The organism is Streptomyces sp. SD31, from assembly GCF_052068475.1.
Classification (GTDB): Bacteria; Actinomycetota; Actinomycetes; order Streptomycetales; family Streptomycetaceae; genus Streptomyces.
In genome coordinates, this window is the sequence record NZ_JBQHCX010000002.1 from 73,014 (window position 1) to 99,952 (window position 26,939).

21 protein-coding genes and 1 other RNA gene are annotated in these 26,939 nt (G+C 70.1%); 18 read left to right on the forward strand and 4 right to left on the reverse strand.

Features of this window, described 5'->3' with window-relative positions:
- The first annotated feature begins 101 nt into the window (after positions 1-101).
- From ACTMVF_RS04245 to ACTMVF_RS04255, 3 genes are all read left to right on the forward strand, one after another.
- Positions 102-1,343, forward strand: coding sequence for a serine/threonine-protein kinase (locus ACTMVF_RS04245; RefSeq protein WP_441269602.1), 1,242 nt, complete (start codon positions 102-104; stop codon positions 1,341-1,343).
- Between the two features lie 303 nt (positions 1,344-1,646).
- Entirely contained in the window at positions 1,647-2,753 is a 1,107-nt protein-coding gene (prfB, locus tag ACTMVF_RS04250) for a peptide chain release factor 2 (protein WP_441269603.1), read from the forward strand.
- A gap of 293 nt (positions 2,754-3,046) precedes the next feature.
- Positions 3,047-3,673, forward strand: a complete 627-nt coding sequence (locus ACTMVF_RS04255) for a hypothetical protein (protein ID WP_441269604.1) — start codon at positions 3,047-3,049, stop codon at positions 3,671-3,673.
- A gap of 107 nt (positions 3,674-3,780) precedes the next feature.
- On the opposite strand, the gene ACTMVF_RS04260 is transcribed toward ACTMVF_RS04255, so the two are convergent.
- Positions 3,781-3,972 (reverse strand): hypothetical protein, encoded by a 192-nt coding sequence (locus tag ACTMVF_RS04260; RefSeq protein ID WP_030952754.1) that lies wholly within the window; start codon positions 3,970-3,972, stop codon positions 3,781-3,783.
- A gap of 322 nt (positions 3,973-4,294) precedes the next feature.
- On the opposite strand from ACTMVF_RS04260, the gene ftsE reads away from it, so the two are divergent.
- The 10 genes from ftsE (at position 4,295) to dacB (ending at position 14,118) form a co-directional block, all read left to right on the forward strand.
- A complete protein-coding gene (gene ftsE, locus ACTMVF_RS04265; RefSeq protein WP_062706418.1) occupies positions 4,295-4,984 on the forward strand; it encodes a cell division ATP-binding protein FtsE in 690 nt (229 codons plus the stop codon).
- Between the two features lie 36 nt (positions 4,985-5,020).
- A complete protein-coding gene (gene ftsX, locus ACTMVF_RS04270; RefSeq protein ID WP_441269605.1) occupies positions 5,021-5,938 on the forward strand; it encodes a permease-like cell division protein FtsX in 918 nt (305 codons plus the stop codon).
- A gap of 67 nt (positions 5,939-6,005) precedes the next feature.
- Complete coding sequence (locus tag ACTMVF_RS04275) at positions 6,006-7,172, forward strand: S41 family peptidase (protein ID WP_441269606.1); 1,167 nt, start codon at positions 6,006-6,008, stop codon at positions 7,170-7,172.
- Between the two features lie 59 nt (positions 7,173-7,231).
- A complete protein-coding gene (gene smpB / locus ACTMVF_RS04280; protein ID WP_441270123.1) occupies positions 7,232-7,774 on the forward strand; it encodes an SsrA-binding protein SmpB in 543 nt (180 codons plus the stop codon).
- Between the two features lie 137 nt (positions 7,775-7,911).
- Positions 7,912-8,280, forward strand: a transfer-messenger RNA (tmRNA) gene (gene ssrA, locus ACTMVF_RS04285).
- Between the two features lie 135 nt (positions 8,281-8,415).
- Positions 8,416-9,720 carry a hypothetical protein gene (locus ACTMVF_RS04290; protein WP_441269607.1) on the forward strand — a complete coding sequence of 435 codons (1,305 nt, stop codon included), beginning with the start codon at positions 8,416-8,418 and terminating at the stop codon, positions 9,718-9,720.
- A 67-nt stretch (positions 9,721-9,787) separates the two neighbouring features.
- Complete coding sequence (locus ACTMVF_RS04295) at positions 9,788-10,834, forward strand: DUF4232 domain-containing protein (RefSeq protein ID WP_441269608.1); 1,047 nt, start codon at positions 9,788-9,790, stop codon at positions 10,832-10,834.
- The gene (locus tag ACTMVF_RS04300) at positions 10,831-11,394 is read left to right on the forward strand and encodes a hypothetical protein (protein ID WP_441269609.1); all 564 of its coding nucleotides are present in this window, start codon (positions 10,831-10,833) and stop codon (positions 11,392-11,394) included. The genes ACTMVF_RS04295 and ACTMVF_RS04300 overlap by 4 nt, the downstream gene beginning before the upstream one ends.
- 76 nt (positions 11,395-11,470) lie before the next feature.
- On the forward strand, positions 11,471-12,466 hold the full coding sequence (locus ACTMVF_RS04305; RefSeq protein ID WP_441269610.1) for an extracellular catalytic domain type 1 short-chain-length polyhydroxyalkanoate depolymerase: 996 nt from the start codon (positions 11,471-11,473) through the stop codon (positions 12,464-12,466).
- Between the two features lie 50 nt (positions 12,467-12,516).
- Positions 12,517-14,118: a D-alanyl-D-alanine carboxypeptidase/D-alanyl-D-alanine endopeptidase gene (gene dacB / locus ACTMVF_RS04310; protein ID WP_441269611.1), complete on the forward strand. Its 1,602-nt coding sequence runs from the start codon at positions 12,517-12,519 to the stop codon at positions 14,116-14,118.
- Positions 14,119-14,547: 429 nt separating this feature from the next.
- Here the strand turns inward: dacB and ACTMVF_RS04315 are convergent, their stop codons facing one another.
- Positions 14,548-15,558, reverse strand: coding sequence for a LacI family DNA-binding transcriptional regulator (locus tag ACTMVF_RS04315; RefSeq protein WP_441269612.1), 1,011 nt, complete (start codon positions 15,556-15,558; stop codon positions 14,548-14,550).
- Positions 15,558-17,810, reverse strand: coding sequence for an alpha-xylosidase (gene yicI, locus ACTMVF_RS04320; protein ID WP_441269613.1), 2,253 nt, complete (start codon positions 17,808-17,810; stop codon positions 15,558-15,560). The genes ACTMVF_RS04315 and yicI overlap by 1 nt, the downstream gene beginning before the upstream one ends.
- 146 nt (positions 17,811-17,956) lie before the next feature.
- Here yicI and ACTMVF_RS04325 point away from each other — a divergent pair, with 146 nt between their 5' ends.
- The gene (locus tag ACTMVF_RS04325; RefSeq protein WP_441269614.1) at positions 17,957-19,330 is read left to right on the forward strand and encodes a cytochrome P450; all 1,374 of its coding nucleotides are present in this window, start codon (positions 17,957-17,959) and stop codon (positions 19,328-19,330) included.
- Between the two features lie 40 nt (positions 19,331-19,370).
- Here ACTMVF_RS04325 and ACTMVF_RS04330 read toward each other — a convergent pair whose 3' ends face one another.
- Complete coding sequence (locus ACTMVF_RS04330; protein ID WP_441269615.1) at positions 19,371-20,765, reverse strand: MFS transporter; 1,395 nt, start codon at positions 20,763-20,765, stop codon at positions 19,371-19,373.
- A gap of 99 nt (positions 20,766-20,864) precedes the next feature.
- Here ACTMVF_RS04330 and ACTMVF_RS04335 point away from each other — a divergent pair, with 99 nt between their 5' ends.
- The 4 genes from ACTMVF_RS04335 (at position 20,865) to ACTMVF_RS04350 (ending at position 26,904) form a co-directional block, all read left to right on the forward strand.
- A complete protein-coding gene (locus ACTMVF_RS04335) occupies positions 20,865-21,848 on the forward strand; it encodes a LysR family transcriptional regulator (RefSeq protein WP_441269616.1) in 984 nt (327 codons plus the stop codon).
- Between the two features lie 140 nt (positions 21,849-21,988).
- Positions 21,989-24,223 (forward strand): transglycosylase domain-containing protein, encoded by a 2,235-nt coding sequence (locus ACTMVF_RS04340; RefSeq protein ID WP_441270124.1) that lies wholly within the window; start codon positions 21,989-21,991, stop codon positions 24,221-24,223.
- A 70-nt stretch (positions 24,224-24,293) separates the two neighbouring features.
- The gene (locus ACTMVF_RS04345; RefSeq protein ID WP_441269617.1) at positions 24,294-25,604 is read left to right on the forward strand and encodes a hypothetical protein; all 1,311 of its coding nucleotides are present in this window, start codon (positions 24,294-24,296) and stop codon (positions 25,602-25,604) included.
- Positions 25,605-25,719: 115 nt separating this feature from the next.
- Positions 25,720-26,904 (forward strand): amidase domain-containing protein, encoded by a 1,185-nt coding sequence (locus ACTMVF_RS04350; protein ID WP_441269618.1) that lies wholly within the window; start codon positions 25,720-25,722, stop codon positions 26,902-26,904.
- The last annotated feature ends 35 nt before the right edge of the window (positions 26,905-26,939 follow it).

Below are 26,939 nucleotides of genomic sequence, written 5' to 3' on the forward strand. Positions count from 1 at the left end.
GTAGTTTTGTCGACCGGGGGTCCCGGTTTTGTCGGCTGGGGGTCCGGGGGGTCGGCCTCCGGAATGACGCAGCGCGACAACACGCGTCGGTAGGAGCAGTCTTGGCACGGAAGATCGGTAGCCGGTACACCGCCAACCAGATCCTGGGGCGGGGCAGCGCCGGCACGGTGTGGCTGGGTGAGGGGCCCGAGGGGCCCGTCGCCATCAAGCTGCTGCGCGAGGACCTCGCGTCCGACCAGGAACTCGTCGGGCGCTTCGTGCAGGAGCGCACGGCACTGCTCGGCCTCGAACACCCGAACGTCGTCTCCGTACGCGACCTGGTGGTCGACGGCAACGACCTCGCGCTGGTCATGGACCTCGTCCGCGGCACGGACCTGCGCACCCGGCTCGACCGCGACCGGCGACTCTCGCCCGAGGCGGCCGTGGCGATCGTGGCGGACATCGCGGACGGGCTGGCGGCGGCGCACGCGGCCGGGGTCGTGCACCGGGACGTGAAGCCGGAGAACGTGCTGCTCGACATGCAGGGCCCGCTGGGGCCGGGCGGCTCCCACCCGGCCCTGCTGACGGACTTCGGTGTGGCGAAACTCATCGACTCACCGCGTCGCACTCGCGCGACGAAGATCATCGGGACGCCCGACTACCTGGCGCCGGAGATCGTGGAGGGCCTGCCGCCCCGGGCGGCGGTCGACATCTACGCCCTCGCCACCGTGCTGTACGAGCTGCTGGCGGGCTTCACGCCGTTCGGTGGGGGCCACCCGGGCGCGGTGCTGCGCCGCCATGTCACGGAGTCGGTGGCGCCGCTGCCCGGGATCCCCGACGAGCTGTGGCAGCTGGTCGTGCAGTGCCTCGCGAAGGCGCCGGCCTCGCGGTTGCGGGCGTCGGAGCTGGGGGCGCGGTTGCGGGAGCTGCTGCCGCTGGTGGCCGGGATGCCGCCGCTCGACGTGGACGAGCCGGATGTGGAGCCGGCGGAGGAAGAGGCTCCGGCTGCTGAGGCGGCGGCGCCGGTGGGGGAGCGGGTTCGGCGGCGGGGCGCGGTGCCGCTGGTGCCGGGCGCGAAGCCGGCCGACTCCAACCGGGACACGCATACGTCGATGAGGGTGCCCGGGCCCGACGAGCTGGCGGGTGGGGCGCGGGGGACGGCTCGGGTGCCGCGGGCGGCGGGAGCGCCGCGGCCGGGCTCCGCGCGGCATCGGGCGGTGGCTCGGCGGCGGCGGGTGGTGTTGGGGGCGGCGGCGGTGGCGCTGGTGGCGGCGGCCGGGGTGGGGACGTGGCTGGCGACGGCGGAGGACGATTCCGGGGCGCCGCCCCAGGACACCAACAACTCGGCCCCGGCGACCCCGTAGTCTCCTTGCCCCCGCCGCCCCTGCCCGTCCCGTCCCCCAGGGGCTGGACCCCGCCCTCCTGGGGGCCTGCGGCCCCCAGACCCCCGCTTCGGCCCCGAACGGGTCTCGTCCTCAAACTCCCCCAGAGGGGGCACCCCTGGACGGGCTGAGTGATGCCGGCCGGCGCTGGGAGGTGAAGCCCCAAGGTTCTTCGAGCCCAGCCTCTTGACCGACCGAGTGGGGTGGTGGGTGGGCAAAGGCACGGGGAGCCCCCTGCAAGGGCGCTCGGGTCTCGGCGCTTGGCGGAGCCGTTACGCTGGAGGCGTGGCAGTCGTCGATGTATCCGAAGAGCTCAAGTCCCTCTCCTCGACCATGGAGTCGATCGAGGCCGTTCTGGACCTCGACAAGCTGAGGGCAGATGTCGCCGTGCTCGAGGAGCAGGCGGCAGCGCCGTCCCTGTGGGACAACCCGGACGAGGCGCAGAAGATCACCAGCAAGCTGTCCCACCTCCAGGCGGAGGTGAGGAAGGCCGAGGCCCTGCGTTCGCGGATCGACGATCTCGCCGTGCTGTTCGAGATGGCCGAGGAGGAGGACGACCCGGACACCCGTGCCGAGGCCGAGTCCGAGCTCGTCGCCGTCAAGAAGGCGCTGGACGAGATGGAAGTGCGGACGCTGCTCAGCGGGGAGTACGACTCCCGTGAGGCGCTCGTGAACATCCGCGCGGAAGCCGGTGGCGTCGACGCCGCCGACTTCGCCGAGAAGCTGCAGCGGATGTACCTGCGCTGGGCGGAGCAGAAGGGCTACAAGACCGAGCTCATCGAGACGTCGTACGCGGAAGAGGCCGGCATCAAGTCGACCACCTTCTCCGTGCAGGCGCCGTACGCCTACGGCACGCTCTCCGTCGAGCAGGGCACCCACCGGCTCGTGCGCATCTCGCCCTTCGACAACCAGGGGCGGCGGCAGACCTCCTTCGCCGGCGTCGAGGTGCTCCCCGTGGTCGAGCAGACCGACCACATCGAGATCGACGAGTCCGAGCTGCGCGTGGACGTGTACCGGTCCTCGGGCCCCGGCGGACAGGGCGTGAACACCACCGACTCCGCGGTGCGGCTCACCCACCTCCCCACCGGCATCGTCGTCTCCTGCCAGAACGAGCGGTCGCAGATCCAGAACAAGGCCACCGCGATGAACGTCCTCCAGGCCAAGCTGCTCGAGCGGCGCCGCCAGGAGGAGCAGGCCAAGATGGACGCCCTGAAGGGCGACGGCGGCAACTCGTGGGGCAACCAGATGCGTTCCTACGTGCTGCACCCGTACCAGATGGTCAAGGACCTGCGGACCGAGTTCGAAGTCGGCAACCCCGAGGCCGTGTTCAACGGTGAGATCGAGGGATTCCTCGAGGCCGGAATTCGCTGGCGCAAGCAGCAAGAGAAGTAAGTTTGTCGACAAGGCAACTGCCGCCACCTCGGCGGCAGTTGCCTTTTCTGTGCCTGCATGTCTGGGTTTTACATCACACTCACAGGCTCCAACCCACTGCATAGCCCCCCGTTTTGGACATGGCGTGCGTAATCGGCCTTGACGTGTCTTTGAAAAATGGGAAGGGTAAAGCGTGGCATGCGTATCTCTGGGGCGCATGTGAACCGGGGGGCTTGAGTTCTGTACTACCCCCGTCGATCACGGCCCCCGAGCGCCGCCTCACTGACGATTCAGCTACTGGGGGTAGCAACCACATGACGAAGAAGACGCGGATCCGTATCGCGCGCCTCGCGGCCGGCGCCGTGATCGCGGCCGGTGCCTCGCTGACCGCTGCGGGTGCCGCATCTGCCGCCGAGACCGACGACGGCTGCGTGCTCGGCCTCTTCTGCGGAACCGAGGACCCGACCGCGCCGCCGACCGACCCGGGTATCCCGACGGACATCCCGACCGACCCGGGCATCCCGACCGACATCCCGACCGAGGACCCCACGGTCCCGACGGACCCGACGCTGGAGCCGACCGAGCCGTCGGACCCCACCGAGGACCCGACCACCGCCCCGACCGACCCGGGTAACGGGAACGGCAACGGGAACGGCAACGGGAACGGCAACAACGGCGGCGGTAACAACAACACCGACCCCGATGGCGGCACCTCCACCCAGGAGGAGGGCTCCTCCTCGCTCACCGACACCGGCACGGAGACGACCGGTACCGGCACGGGCACCAGCACCTCCGCCCAGGGCGGCGGTGACGAGCTCGCCGAGACCGGTGCGGCTCAGACCACCTTCCTGCTGGTCGGCGCCGCCACGATGATCGCCGGCGGTATCGGCTTCCGCGTCCTCCCGCGCCTCGCGGGTGGCCGTGGCGGTGCGGCTGCCTGACGGTAGCCGACCGTTTACGCTGCGTAATCAAACGCCGTATGGCCGAGGGGCCCGGAGCGCTTCGCTCCGGGCCCCTCGCCACATCCGCGTACGGTGTGGGCGTCGCCCTAGGCGGTCTGGTGCGCCAGCAGTGCCACGGCCGCGATCAGTATCGCCAGCAGGGCGATCAGTGTCATCGGGTTCAGGCCCGCCAACGGGTTCTCCTGCTGCAGCCGCTCGCGGTTCGCCCGGCACACGGGGCAGCGACCCTCACTCACGGGCGCGGCACAGTTCGCGCACACCAGCCGGTCGTACGTCATGCGCCACCCTCCTTGCGGGTTCCCTCCGGGGGTTCAACGGGTTGGGCCCCTTGAACGTTCCCCTCCTCTACTGTGCCAGGTTCCTCGGGGATGGGCTCGGGCGCTCTGGGAGGGGTGGTTGCCATTGTCTCGCGGCTGCGGGTGGTGTGTGGCTGGTCGCGCAGTTCCCCGCGCCCCTTAGGGGCGCTGCCCCGCCGCTCCTGAAAGGCGAACCCGGCACAAAAGTGCACAAGGCTCGCGCAACCCTTCTCGGCGACTGCGCCCCCGCCCCCGGTTCGCGTATGGTCACGCTCATCTACCCCCGGCGACCCGTGGTGCATCCGTGATCCGATTCGACAATGTCTCCAAGGTCTACCCCAAGCAGAACCGCCCCGCACTCAGGGATGTCTCCCTGGAAGTGGACAAGGGCGAGTTCGTGTTCCTCGTGGGGTCCTCCGGCTCCGGAAAGTCCACCTTCCTGCGGTTGATCCTCCGCGAGGAGCGGTGCAGCCACGGTCAGGTGCACGTTCTGGGCAAGGACCTCGCGCGCCTGTCCAACTGGAAGGTGCCGCAGATGCGGCGCCAGCTGGGGACGGTGTTCCAGGACTTCCGGCTGCTGCCGAACAAGACCGTCGCCGAGAACGTGGCCTTCGCGCAGGAGGTCATCGGCAAGTCCCGCGGCGAGATCCGCAAGTCCGTTCCGCAGGTGCTCGACCTCGTCGGGCTGGGCGGGAAGGAGGACCGGATGCCCGGTGAGCTGTCCGGTGGTGAGCAGCAGCGAGTGGCGATCGCGCGCGCGTTCGTCAACCGGCCCAAGCTGCTGATCGCGGACGAGCCCACGGGCAACCTCGACCCGCAGACCTCCGTCGGCATCATGAAGCTGCTCGACCGGATCAACCGGACGGGCACCACCGTGGTGATGGCGACGCACGACCAGAACATCGTGGACCAGATGCGCAAGCGCGTCATCGAGCTGGAGAAGGGCCGCCTCGTCCGCGACCAGGCACGCGGCGTCTACGGCTACCAGCACTGACCGCGACCGTCCACGGAAAGGCCTGAAGAAGACGCCATGCGCGCCCAGTTCGTACTGTCCGAGATCGGTGTCGGTCTCCGCCGCAACCTGACGATGACCTTCGCCGTCATCGTCTCCGTCGCCCTGTCGCTCGCCCTGTTCGGCGGGTCGCTCCTGATGAGCGACCAGGTCAACACCATGAAGGGCTACTGGTACGACAAGGTCAACGTCTCGGTCTTCCTCTGCAACAAGAGCGACGCCGAGTCCGACCCCAACTGCGCCAAGGGCGCGGTCACCGACGATCAGAAGAAGGAGATCCTCGCCGACCTGGACAAGATGACGGTCGTCGAGAAGGTGACGTACGAGTCGCAGGACCAGGCGTACAAGCACTACAAGGAGCAGTTCGGCGACTCCCCGCTGGCCGCCTCGCTCACGCCGGACCAGATGCAGGAGTCGTACCGGATCAAGCTGAAGGACCCGGAGAAGTACCAGGTCATCGCCACCGCCTTCGACGGGCGCGACGGCGTGCAGTCGGTGCAGGACCAGAAGGGGATCCTGGACAACCTCTTCGGGCTGCTGAACGGCATGAACTGGGCCGCGCGGGCGATCATGGCGCTCATGCTGGTCGTCGCGCTGATGCTGATCGTCAACACCGTGCGGGTGTCCGCGTTCAGCCGCCGGCGTGAGACCGGGATCATGCGCCTGGTCGGCGCCTCGGGCTTCTACATCCAGGCGCCGTTCATCATGGAGGCCGCGGTCGCCGGGCTCATCGGCGGGTCGGTCGCCTGCGCCTTCCTGGTGATGGCGCGGTACTTCATCATCGACCACGGCCTGGCCCTGTCGGAGAAGCTGACGCTGATCAACTTCATCGGCTGGGACGCGGTGTTGACGAAGCTGCCGCTCATCCTCGCGACGAGCCTGCTGATGCCCGCGTTGGCGGCTTTCTTCGCGCTGCGCAAGTATCTGAAGGTGTGACCAACGCCAAGGGGGCCGTACGGGCAACGGACCGTGCGGCCCCTTGCGTTGTCCTAGACTCACCGGCATGTCAGGTCGTGACCTGTTCTGTCAGCCCCGCCGCATTCGCCGCGGGGCCGCCCTGACATTGCTCTTCACGAGCGTCCTCGTCGCGGGCGCCGCGACCGGCTCCCTGCCCGGCCCTGACCGGAAAACCTCGGCTGACGCGGCCGGATCGGTCGCACCCGCGGGTAGGCACGTCGACGTCGCCGAGGCAGCCGCCGAGGCCATGGCCGCCGGCGAGTCCCCCATGGAGGCCGCCGAGCGCGCGGTCAGCCGCAGCGGGGACCGCTGGGGCGCCGTCTACTCCCAGGGCGAGTACGAGGAGTTCGAAGAGGCCCTCGACGGCGAGTACACCGGCGTCGGACTGTGGGCGCGACGCGAGCGGAACGGCCGTATCGAAGTGACCAGGGTGCGGGCCGGATCGCCCGCGGAGGCCGCCGGGATCCGCGCGGGCGACCGGCTGCGCAGCGTCGACGGCCAGAAGGTCGCCGGGCGTCCGGTCACCGAGGTCGTCTCCTTACTGCGCGGTGACGCGACGGACGCGCCCGCCGGTACGGCGGTGAAGGTGGGGCTGGAGCGCGGCACGCGCGCGTGGGACCTCACACTGCGCCGGGCCACCCTGTCCACCGACTCGGTCACCGTTCGAAAACTCGCCGGCGGCATCACCGTCGTCAAGATCGCCTCCTTCACCAAGGGCTCCGGCGACGCCGTCCGCGCCGCCCTGCGGCAGGCCCCGGCCGGCGTCGGCGTCATCCTCGACCTGCGGGGCAACTCCGGCGGCCTGGTCACCGAGGCCGTCACCGCCGCCTCCGCCTTCCTCGACGGCGGCCTCGTCGCCACGTACGACGTCGACGGCGAGCAGCGCGCCCTGCACGCCGAACCCGGCGGCGACACCGGCAGACCCCTCGTCGCCCTCGTCGACGGCGGCACGATGAGCGCGGCCGAGCTGCTCACCGGCGCCCTGCAGGACCGCGGCCGCGCGGTCGTCGTGGGCACCCGCACCTTCGGCAAGGGCTCGGTCCAGATGCCGAGCCGCCTCCCCGACGGCTCCGTCGCCGAACTGACCGTCGGGCACTACCGCACCCCCTCCGGCCGAGCCGTCGACGGCCGGGGGATCACCCCTGACCTGGACGCCGACCAGCAGGTCGTGGAGCGGGCCGAGACGGTCCTCAGCGGACTCGGCGACTCGTAAATCGGCTTTCCCCGCACCCCCTGCGTAGTGCGAAAATGGACGGCACTATGAGCAAGGGAATGTACGTACCGAAGGAGTCCCAGCCCAAGCAGGGCGGCGGGGCCGCGAAGTCCCGGGACGGCGAGAAGGGCGGCAAGCGCAAGATCGTCGCCCAGAACAAGAAGGCCCGGCACGACTACGCGATCATCGACACCTATGAGGCCGGCCTGGTCCTCATGGGCACCGAGGTCAAGTCGCTGCGTGAGGGACGGACGTCGCTGACCGACGGCTTCGTCCAGATCGACCGGGGCGAGGCGTGGCTGCACAACGCCCACATCCCGGAGTATCACCAGGGCAGCTGGACCAACCACTCCGCGCGCCGCAAGCGCAAGCTCCTCCTGCACCGCGAGGAGATCGACAAACTGGAGGCCAAGTCCCAGGAGACGGGACACACGATCGTGCCCCTCGCCATCTACTTCAAGGACGGCCGGGCGAAGGCCGAGGTCGCTCTCGCGCGAGGCAAGAAGGAGTACGACAAGCGCCAGACCCTGCGGGAGAAGCAGGACCGGCGGGAGTCGGACCGGGCGATCGCGGCGGCGAAGCGGCGGCAGCGGGCCCAGTAGCGGGCCCGGTAGGCGGCTGCCGGGAATACGCTGGCATCGTCGTGCGTTGGTCACGTACGATGGCACCGCACCTCACAGAGGGTGCGCGCCCCTCTCCGGTCGCCGGAGGTTTCCGGAGGGGATTGAAAAAACAACATGGGGATGATCGGTTTCGACAGCGGCTGTTGAAGCAGGGGAAGCGTGTCGAGGAAGCGGCAATGATCTCGTAAACCATATGTCGCAAAAAATAATCGCCAACACCAAGCGCGATTCCTTCGCCCTCGCTGCCTAAGTAGCGACTTGCGAAGTGTCAGCCCGGGGCTGTTCCCGACCCGGATCCTGGCATCAGCTAGGGAACTAAACCTTGATCCCGGTCACGGGGTGAAGAGGGAAATCTAACAGTGACTGGGCCCGTCGGCGACTTGTTCGCGTGATCGCCGGGGCCGAGAAAATCACAGCGGACTGCACACGGAGAAGCCCTGATTCTGCACCGTTGGACGCGGGTTCGATTCCCGCCATCTCCACGATCGGGAGGTTTCCGAACCTCCTCGACCCCATGTGGGCAAAGGCCTCGCCGCCTCCGGGCAGCGGGGCCTTTGTCATGCCGGGACGGCGATGGACGGGGGCAAGGGCTGGGGACAAGGGCGGGGGCAGGGATGGGGATGGGGACGCGGCCGGACGAGCCGTACTACGTGATGTACGACGGGGATTTCGGGCTCAGCGGCCTCGCCGGGAGGCCCGGGGCCGCTCTGCCGTTGCCCTTGCCCGAGGGTGATACGGAGGGGGACGAGCAGGTCGGAGAGGATGCCCGGAGCCTGCTGGAGTCGTCCTTGCCGGAGGACATGATCCGCACGCTGTGGCTGGCCGCCGACGGGGAGCGGTTCGATCCGGTCGCCCGGGGTGCGACCGTGCGTGACTGGCTGAGCGGCTGGTCGGAGGCGTATCCAGCGCCGCCGCCGAAACGCCCGAAGACCTTTGTGAAGTACCGGAGCACCATGTTCGTCGAACCCCCTCGGCCCGTGCTGGTGGAGGAGGAGATGCGGGACGCCGTACTCGCCGAGATCGGGGCGGTCGAGGCGGATCTGGCGCGGGCCGTGCCGCTGCCGGACGTCGTTCCGGTCCTGCGGCGGGCCGTCGTCGAGGCAGGCGCGGATCTCGGCTTCCGGCTGCTGCTGCGGATCCTGAAGACGCACTCCGTGCGAGTCGACAAGGCGCGCTTCGATCGGTTCCTCGAGCTCAATGAGCCCTTCGAGTACCACTACGGGGTCGTCCACGACGATCTGGAGGTCGCCTGGCCGCCCCTCGATCCGACCCGGCGCGACAGCACGTGGGACTTCGGCCTTTCCGAACTGGCCGGGCAATTCGCCGGCGACTGGCAGGACCACACGGCACGTGACGTCGTCCGGCAGACGGCCGCCCGTGACGACGTCGGGCAGACGCCGGGCAGCGCGGCCGCCGTCCTGCTGCAGGACGTGACCCGGCTGCACGCCTCACCCCTGTCCACCGACACGCTCACCACGTTGTGGCTGGCCGCGTCCGACTGCGGCTTGCGGCCCGATCGTCTCGGCATCGACGTACGGCAGTGGCTGGAACAGACCGCCGAGGTCTGCCGGGAGCGGCTGCGGGAGGCCGCGCCCGCCTACCGCCCCGGCCCGGCGCCGGTGCGAGGGGACCTCGCGGACGAGGTGCTGCGCGAACTCCATGACCTCGCACCCGAGTTGGCGTCCAGGACCATCCAGCCCCACTGGCAGGGCGTACCGGGTGCCGACGCGGCGCGGGCGCTGGAGCAGGTCGTCGCCCAGGTCGATCCCGACCTCGGCTTCCGTCTGTTCCTGCGGGTCCTGCTCGCGCTGTGGATGCCCCTCACCGAGGAGCGCTACGCCCGCTACCAGGCGCTCGGGGAGCGGTTCGGCTATGGCGAGTTCCATGTCTCCCTGGTCGATGGGTTCATCCAGAGTGATCTGTGACACTGCTGTGACCGGAGGTGTGGGTTCCACCACAGCCAAGGGCGCCGGGCCTTGGTGAGGTGGGCGGATGCCTACCGCCTTACGTACTGTTCCCGCCGTCCTCGCCGGCGCCCTGCTGCTTGCCGCGTGTGGTTCTGAGAGCGCCTCGCCGGGCGACGACGACGGTGGGGTCCAGGCCGAGAGGCTGTGCCCCTCGGACTTCTCGCAGTACGGCGGTACGCCGTCCGCCGAATCGTCCGTCGGCCCCTCCGGTACGCCGACTCCGCTGCCCCTGCCCTCTGTCGCCGGTCCGGCCGAGGACGGCGTGAAGGTCACCGCCCTGTACGCCTGGGGACCGGAGAGCGGCTGCACGGGGGTCGAGTACAGCGCGGAGTTCGAGGTCACCAACAGGGAGACGGAGACCGCCACTTACACCGTGACCCTCGGTTTCCTCTCGGCGGCGGGAGGCGTGGCCGACAACGGGGAACGGATCGTCGAGGCGGTCGGGCCGGGGCGGACCGTCAAGGGCAGTGTCGTCATGGCACAGACGGTCAGGCACGCACCCGAGGTGTCCGGCGTCGAGGTGGTCGAGGTACGCAGCGTTCCCGCCGCCGAGGCGTCGTCCGCCTGGGGGCCCTGTCCCAAGTCCGGCGTGCGCCTCTACGCCGATGACGGGGACGCCGCGATGGGGCTGCGCGTCGCCGGCCTGCGTCTGGTCAACTGCGGCACCCGGCCCTACCAGCTCAACGGCTACCCGAAGCTCGAACTCCACGACGAGGACCACGACACCGTGGACAGCGTACGGATTCTCCACGGGACCGATCGGATCAGCACCGCTACCGGCGGGAGTGGCCGCCCGCAACCCGTCGTCCTGCGTCCGGGGGAGGCCGCGATGGCCGGGCTGGCATGGCGCAACACCACCGAGGCCGGCGTCGGCGATCCGGTGAACGCCCCGTACCTCCGCGTGTGGGCGAAGCCCGGGGCCGACCCCGTGATGGTGGTGCCGGAACTCGACCTCGGGACGACGGGGAAACTCGGCGTCGGACCGTGGAAGAAGGACGAGACATACCGGGACCCCACTGCCGCCCCCACGGCCCCCACGGCCCCCACCGCCCCCGCCACCCAGCGCCCGTGATCGCGCTCCTCTCCCTCCTCGCGTGCGCGCTCGCCCTGTACCTGCTCGCCCATCCGCGTATCGCACCCGGGATCAAGGTCCTCGTCCTCACCGCACCTCCGGTGGCCGGAGTGGTCTGGCTGCTGCACGCGGTGCTCGAAGACCCTGCCGCCGCCGTCGCCGTCACCGCGGTATTCGCGGTCGTACTGATCGCGCTGAACGGCCTCCTCGCCCATCCCCGCCTGCCGACCTGGACGAAGATGACCGTCTTCGTCACGGTCCCGGTGGCGGCGATGGCCTGGCTGCTGGTCGTCACCGCGGACGACACGATCAAGGACCCCGGCGAGGACCCGTGCTCCATGTACTACGGCGGTGTCGGCGTCTCCAGGGCGTTTCCCCCGCAGGCGTACTGCCGCTACGACGACGGCAGCGCCCACGACCTCGCGGCGGGCGCCCAGTTCGTGTTCTGGGTCTGCTTCGTCAGCAGCCTGCTGCTGCTCGCGGTCGGTCTGTGGGAGGTCGTGCGAGACCCGAGGGCGCTCGTGCGGCAGTTCCGCACCACCAGGTCGCTCACTCCATGAGCACCATGGCGGACGCGCCCGTTGTGTTGTCCCGCCCCATATCGACGGCTCGTTCACGCTTCTACGGTCCCTCCCCATGACCCAGACCAGAGCCGCAAGCCGAGCCCCAAGCCGTCGTATCCCCGTTCTGGCGACCCTTCTCGTCGCCCTGCTCGCCACCGTCCTCACGCCCGGCCGGGCCGAGGCCGCCGCCCTTCAGGAAGTCACCGGCTTCGGGTCGAACCCCGGTGCCCTGCGCATGTTCCGCTACGTCCCCGACGGGCTGCCCGCCGGTCGGCCCGTGGTCGTCGCGCTGCACGGCTGCACACAGAACGCCGCCGGCTACGGCACCGGCAGCGGATGGCTCCAACTCGCCGACCGCTGGCGCTTCTCCGTCGTCCTGCCGCAGCAGCAGACCGCCAACAACGCCTCGGCCTGCTTCAACTGGTTCCAGAGCGGCGACATCGCCCGCGGCCAGGGCGAGGCCGCGTCCGTCGCGCAGATGGTGGACCGGCAGCTCGCGGACATCGCCGGTGACGCGTCGCGCGTGTATGTCACCGGGCTGTCCGCCGGGGGCGGGATGAGCGCCGTGATGATGGCGGCGTATCCGGAGAGGTTCGCGGCGGGCGGGATCGTCGCCGGGCTGCCGTACGGGTGCGCGCAGGCCGCCGGATCGCCGTACGTGTGCATGTACGTCGGTGCCACGCAGACCCCGCGGCAGTGGGGCGACCGGGTGCGCGCCGCCCGGCCGGGGTACACCGGCCCCTGGCCCACGCTGATCGCCTTCCAAGGCACGTCCGACTACACCGTGAAGCCCGTCAACATGACCGACCTGGTGCGGCAGTGGACCGATGTGCAGGGGGCCGATCAGGCGGCCGACGTGAGTGACACCGTCGCCGGGTATCCGCACCAGGTCTTCCGGGACGCGGGCGGGCGTGCCGTCGTGGAGACGTACAGCGTCACCGGGATGGGGCACGGGCAGCCCGTCGATCCGGGGAGCGGGAGTGAGCAGTGCGGGAGCGCCGGGGCGTATGTCCTCGACGTGAACCTGTGTGGCGCGTACCGGCTGGGGCGGGCCTGGGGGCTGGGCTGAGCCAGAAGTGCTCTGTCGCCGCGGGCGGTTGTCCGGGATGCTGCTGAAGCATGAGCAGACCCGTGAGCGATTCCGGGAGACGCCTCAACTCCCGTAGAAGACTGTGGATTTGGCCCGTCGCTGTGGCGCTCGTCGCTGCCGTCCTCGGCCCCGGTGCGCAGGCCGGTGCGGATGCCGACCGAAGTGGCCTGCCGGAGGGCATCGACACCGTGCTGGGCGATGCGCGGATGGAGGGCGGCGTGGCGAGCGTCGTGGTCGCCGATGCCCGCACCGGCGAGCTCCTCTACCAGCACCTGCCCTCCACCCGCCTCATGCCCGCCTCCAACACCAAGCTCGCCACGTCGGCCGCCGCGATGGAGATCCTCGGCCCCGAGTACCGGTTCACGACGGACGTGCTGTCGACCGGCCGACGGCAGGGCTCCGTGCTCCACGGTGACCTCTACCTGCGCGGCACCGGCGATCCGACCCTGCTCGACCAGGACTACGAGCGGCTCGCCGCCGACGTCGCCGCGGCCGGCGTCACCCGCGTCGCCGGGCGCCTCGTCGCCGACGACACCCGGTTCGACGACCGGCGGCTCGGCCGTTCCTGGGCCGCCGACGACGAGTCCTCCTACTACTCGGCCCAGATCAGCGCCCTCAGCGTGGCCCCGGACACCGACTACGACACCGGGACCGTGATCGTCACGGTCGAGCCGGGGGAGGAGGCCGGTGACGAACCGGTCGTCACCGTCACGCCCGACACCGACTACGTCGACCTCGACGTGCGGGCCACGACTGTCGCCGCCGGTGGTGCCGACGACCTCACCGTCGAGCGGGAGCACGGCACGAACACGATCGTCGTCAGCGGTACGACACCCCTGGACGGGACCGGCGCCAAGGAGTGGGTCACCGTCTGGGAGCCCACCGGATACGCCGCCGCCGTCTTCCGGGACGCGCTCGCCGAGCACGGCGTCAAGGTCACCGGGCCGACCCGCCTGGGCCGCCAGACGCCCGCCACCGCAAGTGAGTTGGCCTCGCACGACTCCATGCCCCTGAAGGACCTGCTCGTCCCGTTCATGAAGCTCTCCAACAACATGCACGCCGAGATCCTCACCAAGGCCATGGGCTACCAGGCCTCGCGGCAGGGGAGTTGGGGCGCCGGGCTGTCGGCGATCAGCGGCTACCTCAAGGGCGTCGGCGTCGACTCCGGCAAGGTACGGCAGGTCGACGGCTCTGGTCTCTCGCGGATGAACAACTTTCCGGCCGGACAACTCGTCGAGCTCCTCCTCGCCGTGCGCGCCGAGCCCTGGTACGCCGACTGGTACCGCTCGCTGCCCGTCGCCTGCGCCCCGGACAGGTTCGTCGGGGGCACGCTGCGGACGCGGATGTGCGGTACGGCTGCCGCGCTCAACGCCCGTGCGAAGACCGGGTCGTTGACGGGGGCGTCGGGCCTGTCCGGGTACGTCACGGATGCCGGGGGACGCGAACTCGTCTACGGCATCGTCCTCAACAACTATCTGGCCTCGTCCGTGAAGCCGTTGGAGGACGCGATCGTGGTGACGTTGGCCAAGTCGACCGCGGAGGCAGCGGGTTCGGCCGTTTCGACGTCGATTCGTGGGGGCGGGACGAACACCGACGTCGAGTGCACTTGGCGCAAGCCGGACATCTGCTGATTACGCACGCCAAGTGCGCTGTGACCGATGGTATGACGTCGTGACGCGCCAGTTGGGTGCGTCCTCCCTTCACTCCGGGCCCCACCTCGTCGGGGCCCGGCCCGACGAGAGCGGTCCCGGGACCGTGACTGACCGCCTCACGTCGAAGGGAGGACGCCCCCGCATGGGCTGTCACGAGGAGCAGAAACCGACTCTCGTTATGCGGCTGATCCGGCTCTTGCCGGAGCGTGCGGCAAAGCACGCGAGGAGGTGGCTGCTCTGGTGGCTTACCGGGTAGCCGGATATCCCCACACGGATTGGGGACATACGACACGCTCCTGGTGAGCTTGGGCCTCCGGCCGAGTACTGGATTACCCGCCCAGCCGGCGCCCTCTCCGCCTCCAAGTACAGCACACGAGCCCCCCGCCCGGCAGCACGATCAGCGACCGTTCACGCCACCGCCCGTCGCCCCGTACTCCCCCTCTCCGTCATCCTCGGCGCCAGCAGCGTCGCCTCCGACACGGCCTTTCCGTCCAGCTTCTTCATCAGCAGCTCCACCGCCCGCGCCCCCACCTCCGCGGCAGGCAGCGCGATCGACGTCACCGGTACACGTAGCGATTCCGCGAGCTCGTCCGGACAGATCGCGGTGACCGACAGGTCCGTCGGCACCCGTAGTCCCAGCCCCTCGAAGGCATCGATGAGCGGCTCCAGAACCGTCTCGTTGTGGACGACGACCCCCGTCAGTGCGGGCTGCTCCCGCAGCAGTTGCTCGGCGACCGCACGTGCCGCCGCGGGCGACGCCTCGCACGGATGTACGGCGGAGGTGAGCCGCCCCCGATCGGCCGCGGCCGTGAACCCCCGCACCACCCGCTCGGCGAAAGCCGTCCCCCGCACATACACCTCCGGCGGTGACCCCACCAGCGCCACCACCCGGTGCCCGAGCCGCGCCAGATGCTCCACGCACGCCTCGCCGGCCGCCATGAAGTCGAGGTCGATGCAGGTCAGCCCCTCGGAGGAGGCCGGGAACCCGATCATCACCGACGGTCGGTCCAGCCTCCGTAGCAGCGGCAGCCGCGGATCGTCGAGCTGCACATCCATCACGATCAGCCCGTCCACCAACGCCGTGTCCACGACCCGCCGCAGCCCCTCCTCGCCCTCCTCCTGGGTCAGCAGCAGCACGTCATGGCCGTACCGACGAGCCGCGGTCACCACCGACACCGCGAACTGCATCACCACCGGCACATTGATCCCGGCCCGCAGCGGCACCATCAGCGCGAGTACGTTCGATCTGCTGCTGGCCAGGGCGCGGGCGCCGGCGTGCGGGTGGTAGCCGAGTTCGCGGATGGCCTCCTCGACGCGGCGCCGGGTCTCGTCGGAGATCGGGCGCTTGCCGCTGACGACGTACGAGACCGTGCTGGGGGAGACCCCGGCATGCCGCGCCACGTCCGTGATCTTCACCATCAGCCCAGCTCCAGGGAGAGGAACCCGGTCCCCGCCTTGGCTCGCACCTCGCGCTCACCCGCCGCCAGCCCCCAGGACGCGGCCGGGTCACTGCACGAGGCCCTGAGCGTGTCCCCTTCCCGTACGACCGTGAAGGCCACCTCCCCGACCCGCACCGTCACCTGCGCGCCCCGCTCCAACCCGAACGCCCGCAGCGTGACCCCGTCGGCATGGTCGTAGTCGGGCCGGTCGTCCACCGCGCCCATTGGGATCACCGCGCCCGGCCGCACCAGCAGCGGCACGCTCTGGAAGCCGTGCTGCTCGCGCACCCAGCGTGGGCCGGTCACCGTCCGCCCGCCGAGGAGGTGGGTCCAGGTGCCCTCGGGGACGTAGTACGAGACGTCCCCCTCGTCGCTGAAGACGGGGGCCACCAGCAGGTCCGACCCGAGCATGTACTGCCGTTCCAGATGCGCGCACCCGGGATCGTCCGGGAACTCCAGCACCATCGCCCGCATCATCGGCACCCCCTCGGTGTGGGCGGTGCGGGCGGCCTCGTACAGGTAGGGCATGAGCCGCAGCTTCAGGTTGATGAAGTGCCGGGCCACGTCCACGGATTCATCGTCGAAGTGCCAGGGGACGCGGTACGAGGACGACCCGTGCAGGCGGCTGTGCGAGGACAGTAGGCCGAACGCCAGCCACCGCTTGAACAGCGCCGGCGACGGCGTGCCCTCGAAGCCGCCGATGTCGTGGCTCCAGTACCCGAAGCCGGACAGGCCGAGCGAGAGACCTCCGCGCAGCGACTCCGCCATCGACTCGTACGTCGCCTCGCAGTCGCCGCCCCAGTGCACGGGGAACTGCTGGCTGCCCGCCGTCGCCGAGCGCGCGAAGACCACCGCCTCCTCCTCGCCCCGGTGCTTGCGCAGCACGTCGAAGACGGTGCGGTTGTAGAGGTACGTGTAGTAGTTGTGCATCCGCTCCGGGTCGGAGCCGTCGGACCACTGCACGTCGACCGGCACCCGCTCGCCGAAGTCGGTCTTGAAGCAGTCGACGCCCTGGGCGAGCAGCGCCTCCAGCTTGGCGGCGTACCAGTCGCGGGCGGCGGGGGAGGTGAAGTCGACCAGTGCCATGCCCGGCTGCCACAGGTCCCACTGCCAGACGCTCCCGTCCGGCCGCTTCAGCAGGTGTCCCAGCGCCTTGCCCTCCGCGAACAGGGGCGAGCGCTGGGCGATGTACGGGTTGATCCAGACGCAGACCCGCAGGTCCTTTGCCTTCAGCCGGGTCAGCATCCCCTCCGGGTCCGGGAAGACGCGTGGGTCCCACTGGAAGTCGCACCAGTTGAACTCGCGCATCCAGAAGCAGTCGAAGTGGAAGACGGAGAGCGGTAGTTCGCGCTCGCGCATGCCGTCCACGAAGGACGTCACCGTCTCCTCGTCGTACGACGTCGTGAAGGACGTGGACAGCCACAGGCCGAAGGACCAGGCGGGCGGAAGAGCGGGGCGGCCCGTCAGTGCCGTGTACTTGCGGAGGATCTCCTTCGGGGTCGGGCCGTGGATGACGTAGTACGTCAACTCCTGCGTCTCCGCGCTGAACTGCACCCGGGACACGACCTCCGAGGCCACCTCGAAGGAGACCTTGCCCGGATGGTCGACGAAGACGCCGTAGCCCGCGTCGGTGAGGAAGAACGGGACGTTCTTGTACGCCTGCTCGCTGCAGGTGCCGCCGTCGGCCTGCCAGATGTCGACGACCTGCCCGTTCTTGACCAGCGGGCCGAAGCGCTCGCCGAGGCCGTAGACGGACGTGCCGACGCCGAGGCGCAGTTGTTCGCGCAGGTAGTGCGCCCCGGTCGCGTCCCGCATGATGCCCATGCTCTTGGCGCCGCTGGAGGTGAGGGTGCGGCCGCCGGCCAGGAACTCGACGTGCCAGGAGCCGGTGCGGGCGACGCGGACCGACAGGGAGCCGGAGGTGAGGGTCGCGTGCTCGTCGTCGTACGAGATCTGCGGGGCGGTCTCCTCCGACTCGGCGATCTCGAACTCGGGGCCGCGGGGCTGCTCGCCGCTGAAGTGGGTGAGGGTGAGGCCGATGACGTCGGGCATCGGGGTGTGGGCGTTGATCGTCATGACCGGTCCCGTCATCAGGTCGCCGCGCGAGCGGATCGGCCGGGTCGGCGCGTGGATCTCCAGGGCGCCGTCCGACTCGGTGACGTCGAGGACTTCGGCCGGGTGGGCCGCGGTGACGCCCTCGCGCAGCAGCCAGTAGCCGTCGGTGAACTTCATGTGGGGGTCCTTACGTGACTGCGTCTACGGTGATGCCGCGCTGCGGTCGGTGAACCGCTTCGACTAACTGCGTCGAAGCGCTTCGATTGGCGAAGGTATGTGCGGTCTGAAGGTGCGTCAATGGCTTATGCGGGAATGGGGGACCCATGACGATGACGACGACGGCCGCCGAGGCGCCGATCGTGACGGGGAGTCCCTTGCTCGGCTCGATGAGCGACCTGCTGCACGACCCCCTCGCCGCCTATCTGCGGGCCCGCCGCGACCACGGCGACGTGGTGCGCTTCCGGGCCGGGCCGCCGGGGCTGCGGTCCGACATCTACGCGGTGTTCTCCGCCGAGGGCGCACAGCAGGTGCTGGCGACGCAGGCCACCAACTTCCGCAAGGACAACGTCTTCTACGAGGAGCTGCGCCAGTCGGTCGGCAACGGGCTGCTGACCAGCCAGGACGACGCCTACCTGCGGCAGCGGCGGCTGGTGCAGCCACTGTTCACCCGGCGCCGGGTGAACGGTTACGCCCATCAGGTCGCTGAGGAGGCGGCGGCGCTGGCGGACGTGTGGCGTGAGGCGCCGAGCGGGACCGTCGAACTGGTCGGTGAGATGCACCGGTTCGCACTGCATGTCGTCGGCCGCATCCTGTTCGGGACCGACGTGAAGCAGGCGTTCGAGGTGATCGAGCGCACCCTGCCCCCGCTCCAGGAGTACTCCCTCAAGCGGGGCTTCTCCCCGCTCAAGGCGCCGCGCACCTGGCCCACCCCCGCCAACCGCCGGGCCGGACGCCTCCAGGCGGAGCTGCACGCCCTGTGCGACGGGATCATCGACAGCCGTCGGGGCCGGGAGGACCGGGACGACCTGGTCACCCTCCTCGTGCACGCCGAGAACGCCGAGGACGGCAGCCTGGATGCCGACGAACTCCGCGAGCAGGTGCTGATCTTCCTGCTGGCCGGCCACGAGACGACCGCCACCGCACTCGCCTTCGGCCTGCACCTGCTCGCCCGGCACCCGGAGGAGCAGCGGCGGGTGCGGGAGGAGGTGGACCGGGTGCTCGGCGGTCCCGGGGGGCGGGCGCCCACCGCCGAGGACATGGAAGCGCTGCCGTATCTGACGATGGTGCTGAAGGAGGCCATGCGGCTGTATCCCTCCGCACCCGTCATCGGCCGCCGCTCGGTCGCCGACGCGGAAGTGGACGGGGTACGGATACCCGCCGGCGCCGACATCCTGGTCAGCCCCTGGGTCACCCAGCGACACCCCGACCACTGGCCGGACCCGGAGCGCTTCGACCCCTCGCGCTTCACGCCGGAGGCGGAGGCGGGGCGGCCGCGCTATGCCTGGTTCCCGTTCGGGGGCGGGCCGCGTGCCTGCATCGGGCAGCACCTGTCGATGCTGGAGTCGGTGCTCGGGCTGGCGGTGCTGCTGCGGGAGTTCGAGTTCGAGGACGCGGAGGTGGGGGAGGTGCCGGTGGGGGCGGGGATCACGCTGATGGCGAAGGGGCCGGCGAGGGCACGGGTCGCTCCGCGCGGCTAAGCGGGTCGCTCCGCGGGGCTAAGCGGGTCGCTCCGCGGGGCTAAGCGGTCGGCGGTGAGTGCCGCGATGGGTTGTCGGTTGTCTGCTGCGCCGTCGTGGCTGGTCGCGCAGTTCCCCGCGCCCCTGAGGGTGCTGCTGCGAGGGCGATGAGCAGTGCGGCGGTCGCCGCCGTGACCGGGACGCCGTATGCCGCCGTCGGTGACAGGTGCTCCACCATCCAGCCGCCGATCGCGCTGCCGGCCGCGATACCGCCGAGCAGGGCCGTCACCGCCAGGGTCATGCCCTCGTTGAGGCGGCCGTCCGGGGTGCGCTGCTGGACCAGGGCCATGTTGGTGATCATGGTCGGAGCCGTGGCCATGCCGGAGATCAGCAGGGCGACGGCCACCAGCACGAGCGAGCCGGTGAGGGACGCGGCGAGCAGGGGCAGCGTCAGCAGGGTCGTCATCGCCGCTATGCACCACGGGTAGCGGTACTCGGCGGGGCCCGAGAGCCTGAGTCGGCCGTACCACAGGCCCGCCGCGCAGGAGCCCGCCGCCTGGAGCGCGAGCACCGCTCCCGCCGCCGTGCGGTGGCCCTCCGCGTCCGCGAACGCGAGGGTGACGACCTCCGTCGAGCCGAACACCGCGCCCATGGCGAGGCAGACGGCCAGCAGCGCGGGCATGCCCGGGGCGCGAAGGGGTGAGACAGTCGTCGTACCGGAGGGGTCGGCCGTACGGCCCCGAGGCGGCGGCTCCGTCGACCGCTGGGCCGCGAAGGCCAGCACGCCCGTCACCAGGAGCACCACTCCGACCAGCGTCCCCGCCTCCGGGAAGAACGTCCCGCACAGGAAGGCCGCGAGCACCGGGCCCAGCATGAAGCACAGCTCGTCGGCGGCCTGTTCGAAGGAGTTCGCGGTGTGCAGGGACTCGGGGTCGCCCTTCAGCAGATGGGCCCAGCGGGCGCGGGACATGCCGCCGGTGTTGGGGGTGGTCGCGGTGGCCGCGTACGCGGCGAAGAGGGTCCAGGCCGGGGCGTCGTAGCGCACGCACAGCAGCAGCGCGAGGCTGCCCAGCGCCGCGAAGAGCGTGGCGGGTACGGCGATGCGGGCCTGGCCGTACCGGTCGACGAGCCGCGCGGTCCAGGGGGCGACCAGCGCGGTCGCCGCGAGGCCGGTCGCGGTGACGGCGCCGGCGAGGGCGTACGAACCCCGGGAGCCGGCGATCATCACGACCGCGCTCACGCTGAACATGCCCATGGGCAGGCGGGCGATGAGGTTCCCGATGGTGAAGGCCCGGGTGCCGGGGTGGGTGAAGAGCCGGCGGTACGGGCCGGGCGGGCGGCTCCGCGTCCGGGGCCCGAAGTCGACGGCGACGAGGGCGTCGGCGGTGACCGTGAGCAAGGCAGGTGCCGGGGCGTCCCCGGCGTCGAGGGTTTTCCTGTAGGGCGGTTGCGGCATGGAACCACCGTGGCCCGCAGTGGATCACGGGGTCCAACACCTGCTCGGCGCGGATTCACGCACCTGTGTTGTAAGTCGCGCGGGCTGTAGGTTCCCCGCATGCCTGCTCCCGGTCCCGCTCCCGCCCATCTCGACCCCCGCCTCCTGCGCGCCTTCCTCACGGTGGCCGAGGAGCTGCACTTCACGCGCGCCGCGGCCCGCCTGTACGTCGCCCAGCAGGCGCTCAGCCGGGACGTACGGCGGCTGGAGCGGGAGTTGGGCGCCGAGCTGTTCGTGCGGACGACGCGGCAGGTCACGCTGACGGGCGACGGCGAGCGGCTGGTGCCGTACGCGCGCCGCGCCCTCCAGGCCCAGGACGACCTGCTCGCCGCCTTCGGCCAGGCCCGCCCCCTGCTGGTGGACCTCAACTCCCCGGGCCTGGCCACCCCGCGCCGCGTCCTGCACCGGGCCCGTGAACTCGCCCCCGAGTGCGAGCTGATGGCCCGCTACGAGAGCGGCCTGACGGGCGCGGCCGGCGAGATGGTCGCGGGCCGGCTGGACGCCTCCTTCGGCCGCTTCGCGGGACTGGACCCGGCACTGCGGGCGGGCCTCGACCACCAGCCGGTCCGCTACGAGCCGATGGCGATCCTGCTGCCCGAGGGCCACCCGCTTGTGGAGCTGGAGCAGGTGCCGCTGGCCGAGCTGGCCGGCGAGACGGTGTACGCCGGCGCCGGAAACCCCCGTACTCCGGAGTGGACCGACCTCGCGCACCGGCTGTTCGACGGCCGGGGCATCGAGGTGGCCCCGCCCGCCCCGCTCGCCGTCGGTGACGAGGAGTTCCAGCGGATCATGGCCAAGACGGGCGCCCCTGTCCTTGTCGTCATCGACTTTCCGGCCATGCCCGGCACCGTGCGGCGCCCCTTGATCGATCCCGTGCCCCTGTCGCCCGTGTCACTGGTGTGGCGAAAGGGGCTGGTGCACCCCGGATTCGACGCCCTTCGGCGGGCGGCTGCCCAGGTCGCGGCCGAGGAGGGGTGGCTGCGACGGCCCACCGGGGGATGGGTCCCGGCCATCGACGCTGCGGTGATGAGCGTGCGCGACTGACATGTCGGCGAAGCACGTCGCGGCTTTCTTGTGTGGAGGGACTGTGAAGGGCGCTGGTAATTTGTAGGTGACTGAAGTGGAAGGGGGGCGCTGTGACGCTGATGGGGCGTGGGGAGGAGCCTCAGGAGCGGGACATCACCATGCAGTTGAAAGTGCCCGCCTCATTCAAGGCGGACGAGACCGTTCAACTGCGGGTTCCGCAGCAACGCATATCCGGCACCGAACAAGAATCGACGATATCCGAAATAACCAAACATTCGGGTGAGGAAGCGTCGGATCGAATACGTCGTGACAGTAAGGCCGATCAACCGAATCGCCGCAGAAATCGGAACCCGCGCAAAGCCCCTCGAACACCCCTCCCTTCCCGCCTCGTCACCGTTCTCCACCTGGCGCCCCTGCTGAGCGTCCTCGCCGCCCAGTCCGCCCGCCTCGCGCCCTACGCCCGCCGTATGCGGCCGCAGTACCCCCGGCCCGGGCGCACGGGTCTGCGCCGATGGCTGCCCTCCTGGCGGCAATGGCTCGGCGCCTCCCTCGCCGGCGTGGGCCTCAGTGGCCTCTTCCTCGCCATCGCCTACGCGGCCACCGACATCCCGGACAACCTCAACTCGTACGCCACCCAGCAGGACAACGTGTACTTCTGGGCCGACGGGACGCCCATGGCCCGTACCGGCTGGGTGCAGCGGCAGGCGATGCCGCTGGAGGACATCCCCGCGGATGTCCGGTGGGCGGTCCTCGCCGCGGAGAACGCGAGCTTCTACAGCGATCCCGGCATCTCCTTCACGGGCATCACCCGTGCCCTGTTCCGCACGCTGGGCCAGGGGGACACCCAGGGCGGATCGACCATCACCCAGCAGTACGTCAAGAACGTCTACCTGAACCAGGACCAGACCGCCCGCCGCAAGTTCACCGAGGCGATGATCGCCCTCAAGCTCGACAACCGGATGAGCAAGGACGAGATCCTCGAGAGCTACCTCAACACCAGCTGGTTCGGTCGCGGCACCTACGGCATCCAGCGCGCCGCCCAGGCCTACTACGGCAAGGACGTCAGCGAACTCAACGCCAGTGAGGCCGCGTTCCTGGCCGCCCTGCTCAAGGGCGCCGGCCTGTACGACCCGACCCTGAGCAGCGCCAACCGCGCCCGCGCCGTGGAGCGCTGGTCCTGGACCCTCGACCGGATGGTCGACATCGGCAAACTCTCCGAGGCCGAGCGGGCCACGTACAAGAAGTTCCCCGAGCCGCTGAAGAGCAACCCGCTGTACGACACCGGTGAGCAGAGCGACTACCTGGTCGAACTCGCCTCCCAGTACGCCAAGAAGGCCGCGAGGATCTCCGAGAAGGAATTCGACCTCGGCGGCTACCAGATCTATACGACCTTCGACAAGAAGAGGGAGGCCCAGCTCACCGACGCGGTCACCAAAGCGCGCAAGAAAGCCCTGAAGGACCACCCGAAGACCGCGAAGACCGCGCACTACGGGGCCGCAGCGGTGGCCGCCGACGGCCGGATCCTCGCCGTCCACGGCGGCCCCGACCACCGTGAGCAGGGCTACAACGAGTCCAACGCCACCACGGTCCCGGCCGGTACCGCCTTCACGCCGTTCGTGTACGCGGCCGGTCTGGAGCACGGCGTCCGCAAGACCCGCGACGGGGCGGAAACCCCGGTCGCCGGGGAGTCCCTCTACAACGGCGACGACGACGTGCCGGTGACCACGCCGGAGGGGCCGTACTGGGACCGCAGCGGCCGCAAGGTGGCCGCCAGCAACGACGGGAACAAGTCCTACGGACAGATCTCCCTGCACCGGGCGATGGAGCTGTCGGTGAACACGCCGTTCATGCAGCTCGGCATGGACACCGGCCTGGACAAGGTGCGCGACACGGCCGAGGCCGCGGGCCTGCTGCCCTCCAGCATCGGGGCCCAGGTGCCCGCGCTGTCGATGGGCAGTTCCACGCCCAGTGCCATCCGCATGGCCAGCGGCTACTCCACGTTCGCCGCGGCCGGCAAGCACACCGAGCCGTACTCGGTGCGCCGGATCACCCACAACGGCACCAAGGTCCGCCTGGACCTGCCCAGCCCGCGCCGGGCGGTCGGCGCCGATGTGGCCGAGGAGGTCACCTCCGCGCTCACGGACGCCTTCCGCACCGCCCACCCCGACGGCGCGCCCGCCACCGCGAAGGTGGCCGGGAGGGCCGGGACCACGCAGAACGACACCGCCGCCTGGTACGTCGGCACGTACGAGTCCGTCTCCACGGCGGTCGTCGTCTACCGCATGGACCTGGCCAAGAGCCTGGAGCCACTGCCACTGAAGGGGATCGCGGGCACCACGTCCGACGGCGTTCCCTACGGCATCTGGTCCCGTGCCACGCGCCCGCTCGGCTGACACCACCGAACGGCCGCCGTGACGCGGCGCCCGGCGCACCGCCCCACCTCCCTCGCAGAATGAGCCGCCCATGCCTCCGACATCCCACCGCCGCAGAGCCCCCGCATCCCGTCGCCGAGCAGGGGAGCCCCCGCTTCCCGCCCGCGTGGCAGCACTGACGGTGGCGGCCATGCTGTTCGCCTTGGTGATACCCGTCGCCTACAACAGCCTGACCGGTTCGGACAGCACCGCGCCCACCGCGTCCGCCGGTGACCCGGGTGGCTCCGACACGGAGGACGCGCCCTCCAGGCCGCCCGAGGAACCGAAATGGGACGGGAAGACGAAGGTGCTCGGCGACGGCTCGACGTCGTACACCGGGCCGCAGAAGGGCACGTTGAAGCCGAAGCCGCTCAAACCCGGTGAGAAACCGCCCCAGTTCGTCGTCTTCTCCTGGGACGGCGCCCTGGCGGGCGACGACCAGCTCTTCGCGCACTACCGGGAGTTGGCCAAGAGGTACGACGCCCACATGACGTTCTTCCTCACCGGCATCTACCTGCTGCCCAAGGACGAGGCGAAGCGCTACGACCCGCCGCAGCACGACGAGGGAGCCGCGGCCATCAGCTACCCCACCGACGAGCACATCCGCACCACGCTGGAGCAGCTCGGCAAGGCGTGGAAGGAAGGGCACGAGATCGGCTCGCACTTCAACGGCCACTTCTGCGGCATCCGCGGCGGCGGCTACTGGAGCGTCGACGAGTGGAAGAGCGAGATCGAGCAGTTCTATTCGTTCCTGCAGAAATGGAAGACCAACACCGGGTACGAGGACCTCGCTCCCTTGCCCTTCGACGCCGAGCGCGAGATCACGGGCGGTCGCGCGCCCTGCCTGGAGGGGCAGAAGAACCTGCTCAAAGCCGTCAAGGGCTTCGGCTGGCGCTATGACGCGAGCTCGGCCGGCGACTTCCAGATCTGGCCCACGAAGAAGGACGGCATCTGGGACTTCCCGTTGCAGATGCTTCCCTACGAGGGCGGCAAGTACCAGGGCCTGTCGATGGACTTCAACTTCCTCTACAACCAGTCCGACGGCGAGACCGAGGGCGACCCGGCCCAGTACCCCCGGTGGGAGGAGGAGACCGTCGACACGTACATGGCCGGCTTCAACCGTGTGTACTACGGCAGCAGGGCGCCCCTGTTCATCGGCAACCACTTCGAGAACTGGAACGGCGGCCTCTACATGAGGGCCGTCGACCGGGTCGTCGAGAACGTGTGCACCAAGAAGGACGTCCGCTGTGTTTCCTTCCGCGAACTGGCCGACTGGATGGACGCGCAGCGGCCCGAAGTCCTAGAGCAGCTGCGCACCCTGGACCCCGCGCAGTCCCCGGACTGGTCGACCGTCGTGCAGTGACGTTCCCGTAACGGCACTGGCTCACTGACGCATCCCTCTTCACAGGAACCACACATGCCATGTAAGGATGCGCTACCCCGGCATCCGTCCGCCGGGGCAAGAGGGGAACACATCAGTGAAGTCAAGGAAATTGAGCCGGACGCGCCGGCGCGCCACCATATGCGGGGCGGCCGCCGCCTCGGTCGTCGCCGGAGCGGCACTGCTGCCCAACTGGAGCGCGGGCGCCGCGGTCGTCGACGACCCCACGGTGGACGCCAGGACCAGGGCGACCTTCCAGCGGCTGGCGGACGCGGTCTTCACCGACCGTACGGACGCTCTGGTCGACGGCGGGCAGGGTGACCGGGAGGAGCCGCTGACCGACGGTTTCTCCGGGGACGTCCGGCTGTCCTCCGGCCTGGCCGGCAGCGAGGACTCCGCACGGTCCAAGCTGGATCAGCGCAGGGACAGGCTCGCGGAGTTGGGCGAGACGTACAGCAAGGGCAGCACCACCGTCACCCTGGACGCCACGAGCGTGACGGGCCGGAAGGCCAAGGTCGCGGTCACCGAGACCACGACCCTCACCTACGAGAAGGCCCGCGCCGGCGGACCGAGGACCACCGGCTTCCAGGCCCACCACGAGCTGACGTTCAGCGCCGACCGGCGGGGCGACTGGCAGCTGACCGGTGTCCGCGCGACCGACGAGGGATATCTCGCGGTGAACCAGACGGCCAAGCCGGCCGTCGAGCCGATGACCGCGAGGGCGGGCACCACCAGCACCACGCCCTCGGCGCCGAAGGCGTCGACCTCCTACCCCGGCCCGGCCAACCCGAAGAACTTCACCGCCAGCGGCCTCGACTACCCGGCGATGGCCACCTACGCGAAGCAGTACTGGTCCGACTACAACCCGGCCTATCCGAACTTCAACGGGCAGGGCGCGGGCGGCGACTGCACCAACTTCGTCAGCCAGGCCCTGAAGGCGGGCGGCTGGAAGCACGTCCCCGGGTATGTGTACGACTACACCAAGTGGTTCGGCAACGCCGACATCCAGTCGCACTCGTTCATCGGGGTCAACGAGTGGTCCTGGTTCGCCCAGAACTCGAAGCGGACGACCAGCCTCGCCAACGTCTACCAGATGGACGTCGGCGATGTGCTCCAGATCGACTTCGACCGGGACGGCTCGAAGGACCACACCATGATCGTCACGTCCCGCAGCCGGGGCGTGCCGTACCTGACGTACCACTCCACCAACACCTACAGCAGGTCGGTGGCGAGCATCATCGCCTCGTACCCGAACGCGCTGTACTACGCCTACCGCACCTGATCGACCGGGCCCAGCCACCCCTGGTGGCCGGGCCC

Bases quoted from the DNA above. Each gene is read 5' to 3' on its own strand.
- ACTMVF_RS04325 (WP_441269614.1), top strand. From the start codon at position 17,957: ATGACGATGACGACGACGGCCGCCGAGGCGCCGATCGTGACGGGGAGT.
- ACTMVF_RS04305 (WP_441269610.1), top strand. From the start codon at position 11,471: ATGACCCAGACCAGAGCCGCAAGCCGAGCCCCAAGCCGTCGTATCCCC.
- ACTMVF_RS04275 (WP_441269606.1), top strand. From the start codon at position 6,006: ATGTCAGGTCGTGACCTGTTCTGTCAGCCCCGCCGCATTCGCCGCGGG.
- dacB (WP_441269611.1), top strand. From the start codon at position 12,517: ATGAGCAGACCCGTGAGCGATTCCGGGAGACGCCTCAACTCCCGTAGA.
- smpB (WP_441270123.1), top strand. From the start codon at position 7,232: ATGTACGTACCGAAGGAGTCCCAGCCCAAGCAGGGCGGCGGGGCCGCG.
- ACTMVF_RS04330 (WP_441269615.1), bottom strand. From the start codon at position 20,765: ATGCCGCAACCGCCCTACAGGAAAACCCTCGACGCCGGGGACGCCCCG.
- ACTMVF_RS04295 (WP_441269608.1), top strand. From the start codon at position 9,788: ATGCCTACCGCCTTACGTACTGTTCCCGCCGTCCTCGCCGGCGCCCTG.
- ACTMVF_RS04260 (WP_030952754.1), bottom strand. From the start codon at position 3,972: ATGACGTACGACCGGCTGGTGTGCGCGAACTGTGCCGCGCCCGTGAGT.
- ACTMVF_RS04290 (WP_441269607.1), top strand. From the start codon at position 8,416: ATGGGGACGCGGCCGGACGAGCCGTACTACGTGATGTACGACGGGGAT.
- ACTMVF_RS04335 (WP_441269616.1), top strand. From the start codon at position 20,865: ATGCCTGCTCCCGGTCCCGCTCCCGCCCATCTCGACCCCCGCCTCCTG.
- ACTMVF_RS04315 (WP_441269612.1), bottom strand. From the start codon at position 15,558: ATGGTGAAGATCACGGACGTGGCGCGGCATGCCGGGGTCTCCCCCAGC.
- ACTMVF_RS04345 (WP_441269617.1), top strand. From the start codon at position 24,294: ATGCCTCCGACATCCCACCGCCGCAGAGCCCCCGCATCCCGTCGCCGA.
- ACTMVF_RS04340 (WP_441270124.1), top strand. From the start codon at position 21,989: ATGCAGTTGAAAGTGCCCGCCTCATTCAAGGCGGACGAGACCGTTCAA.
- yicI (WP_441269613.1), bottom strand. From the start codon at position 17,810: ATGAAGTTCACCGACGGCTACTGGCTGCTGCGCGAGGGCGTCACCGCG.
- ACTMVF_RS04255 (WP_441269604.1), top strand. From the start codon at position 3,047: ATGACGAAGAAGACGCGGATCCGTATCGCGCGCCTCGCGGCCGGCGCC.
- ftsX (WP_441269605.1), top strand. From the start codon at position 5,021: ATGCGCGCCCAGTTCGTACTGTCCGAGATCGGTGTCGGTCTCCGCCGC.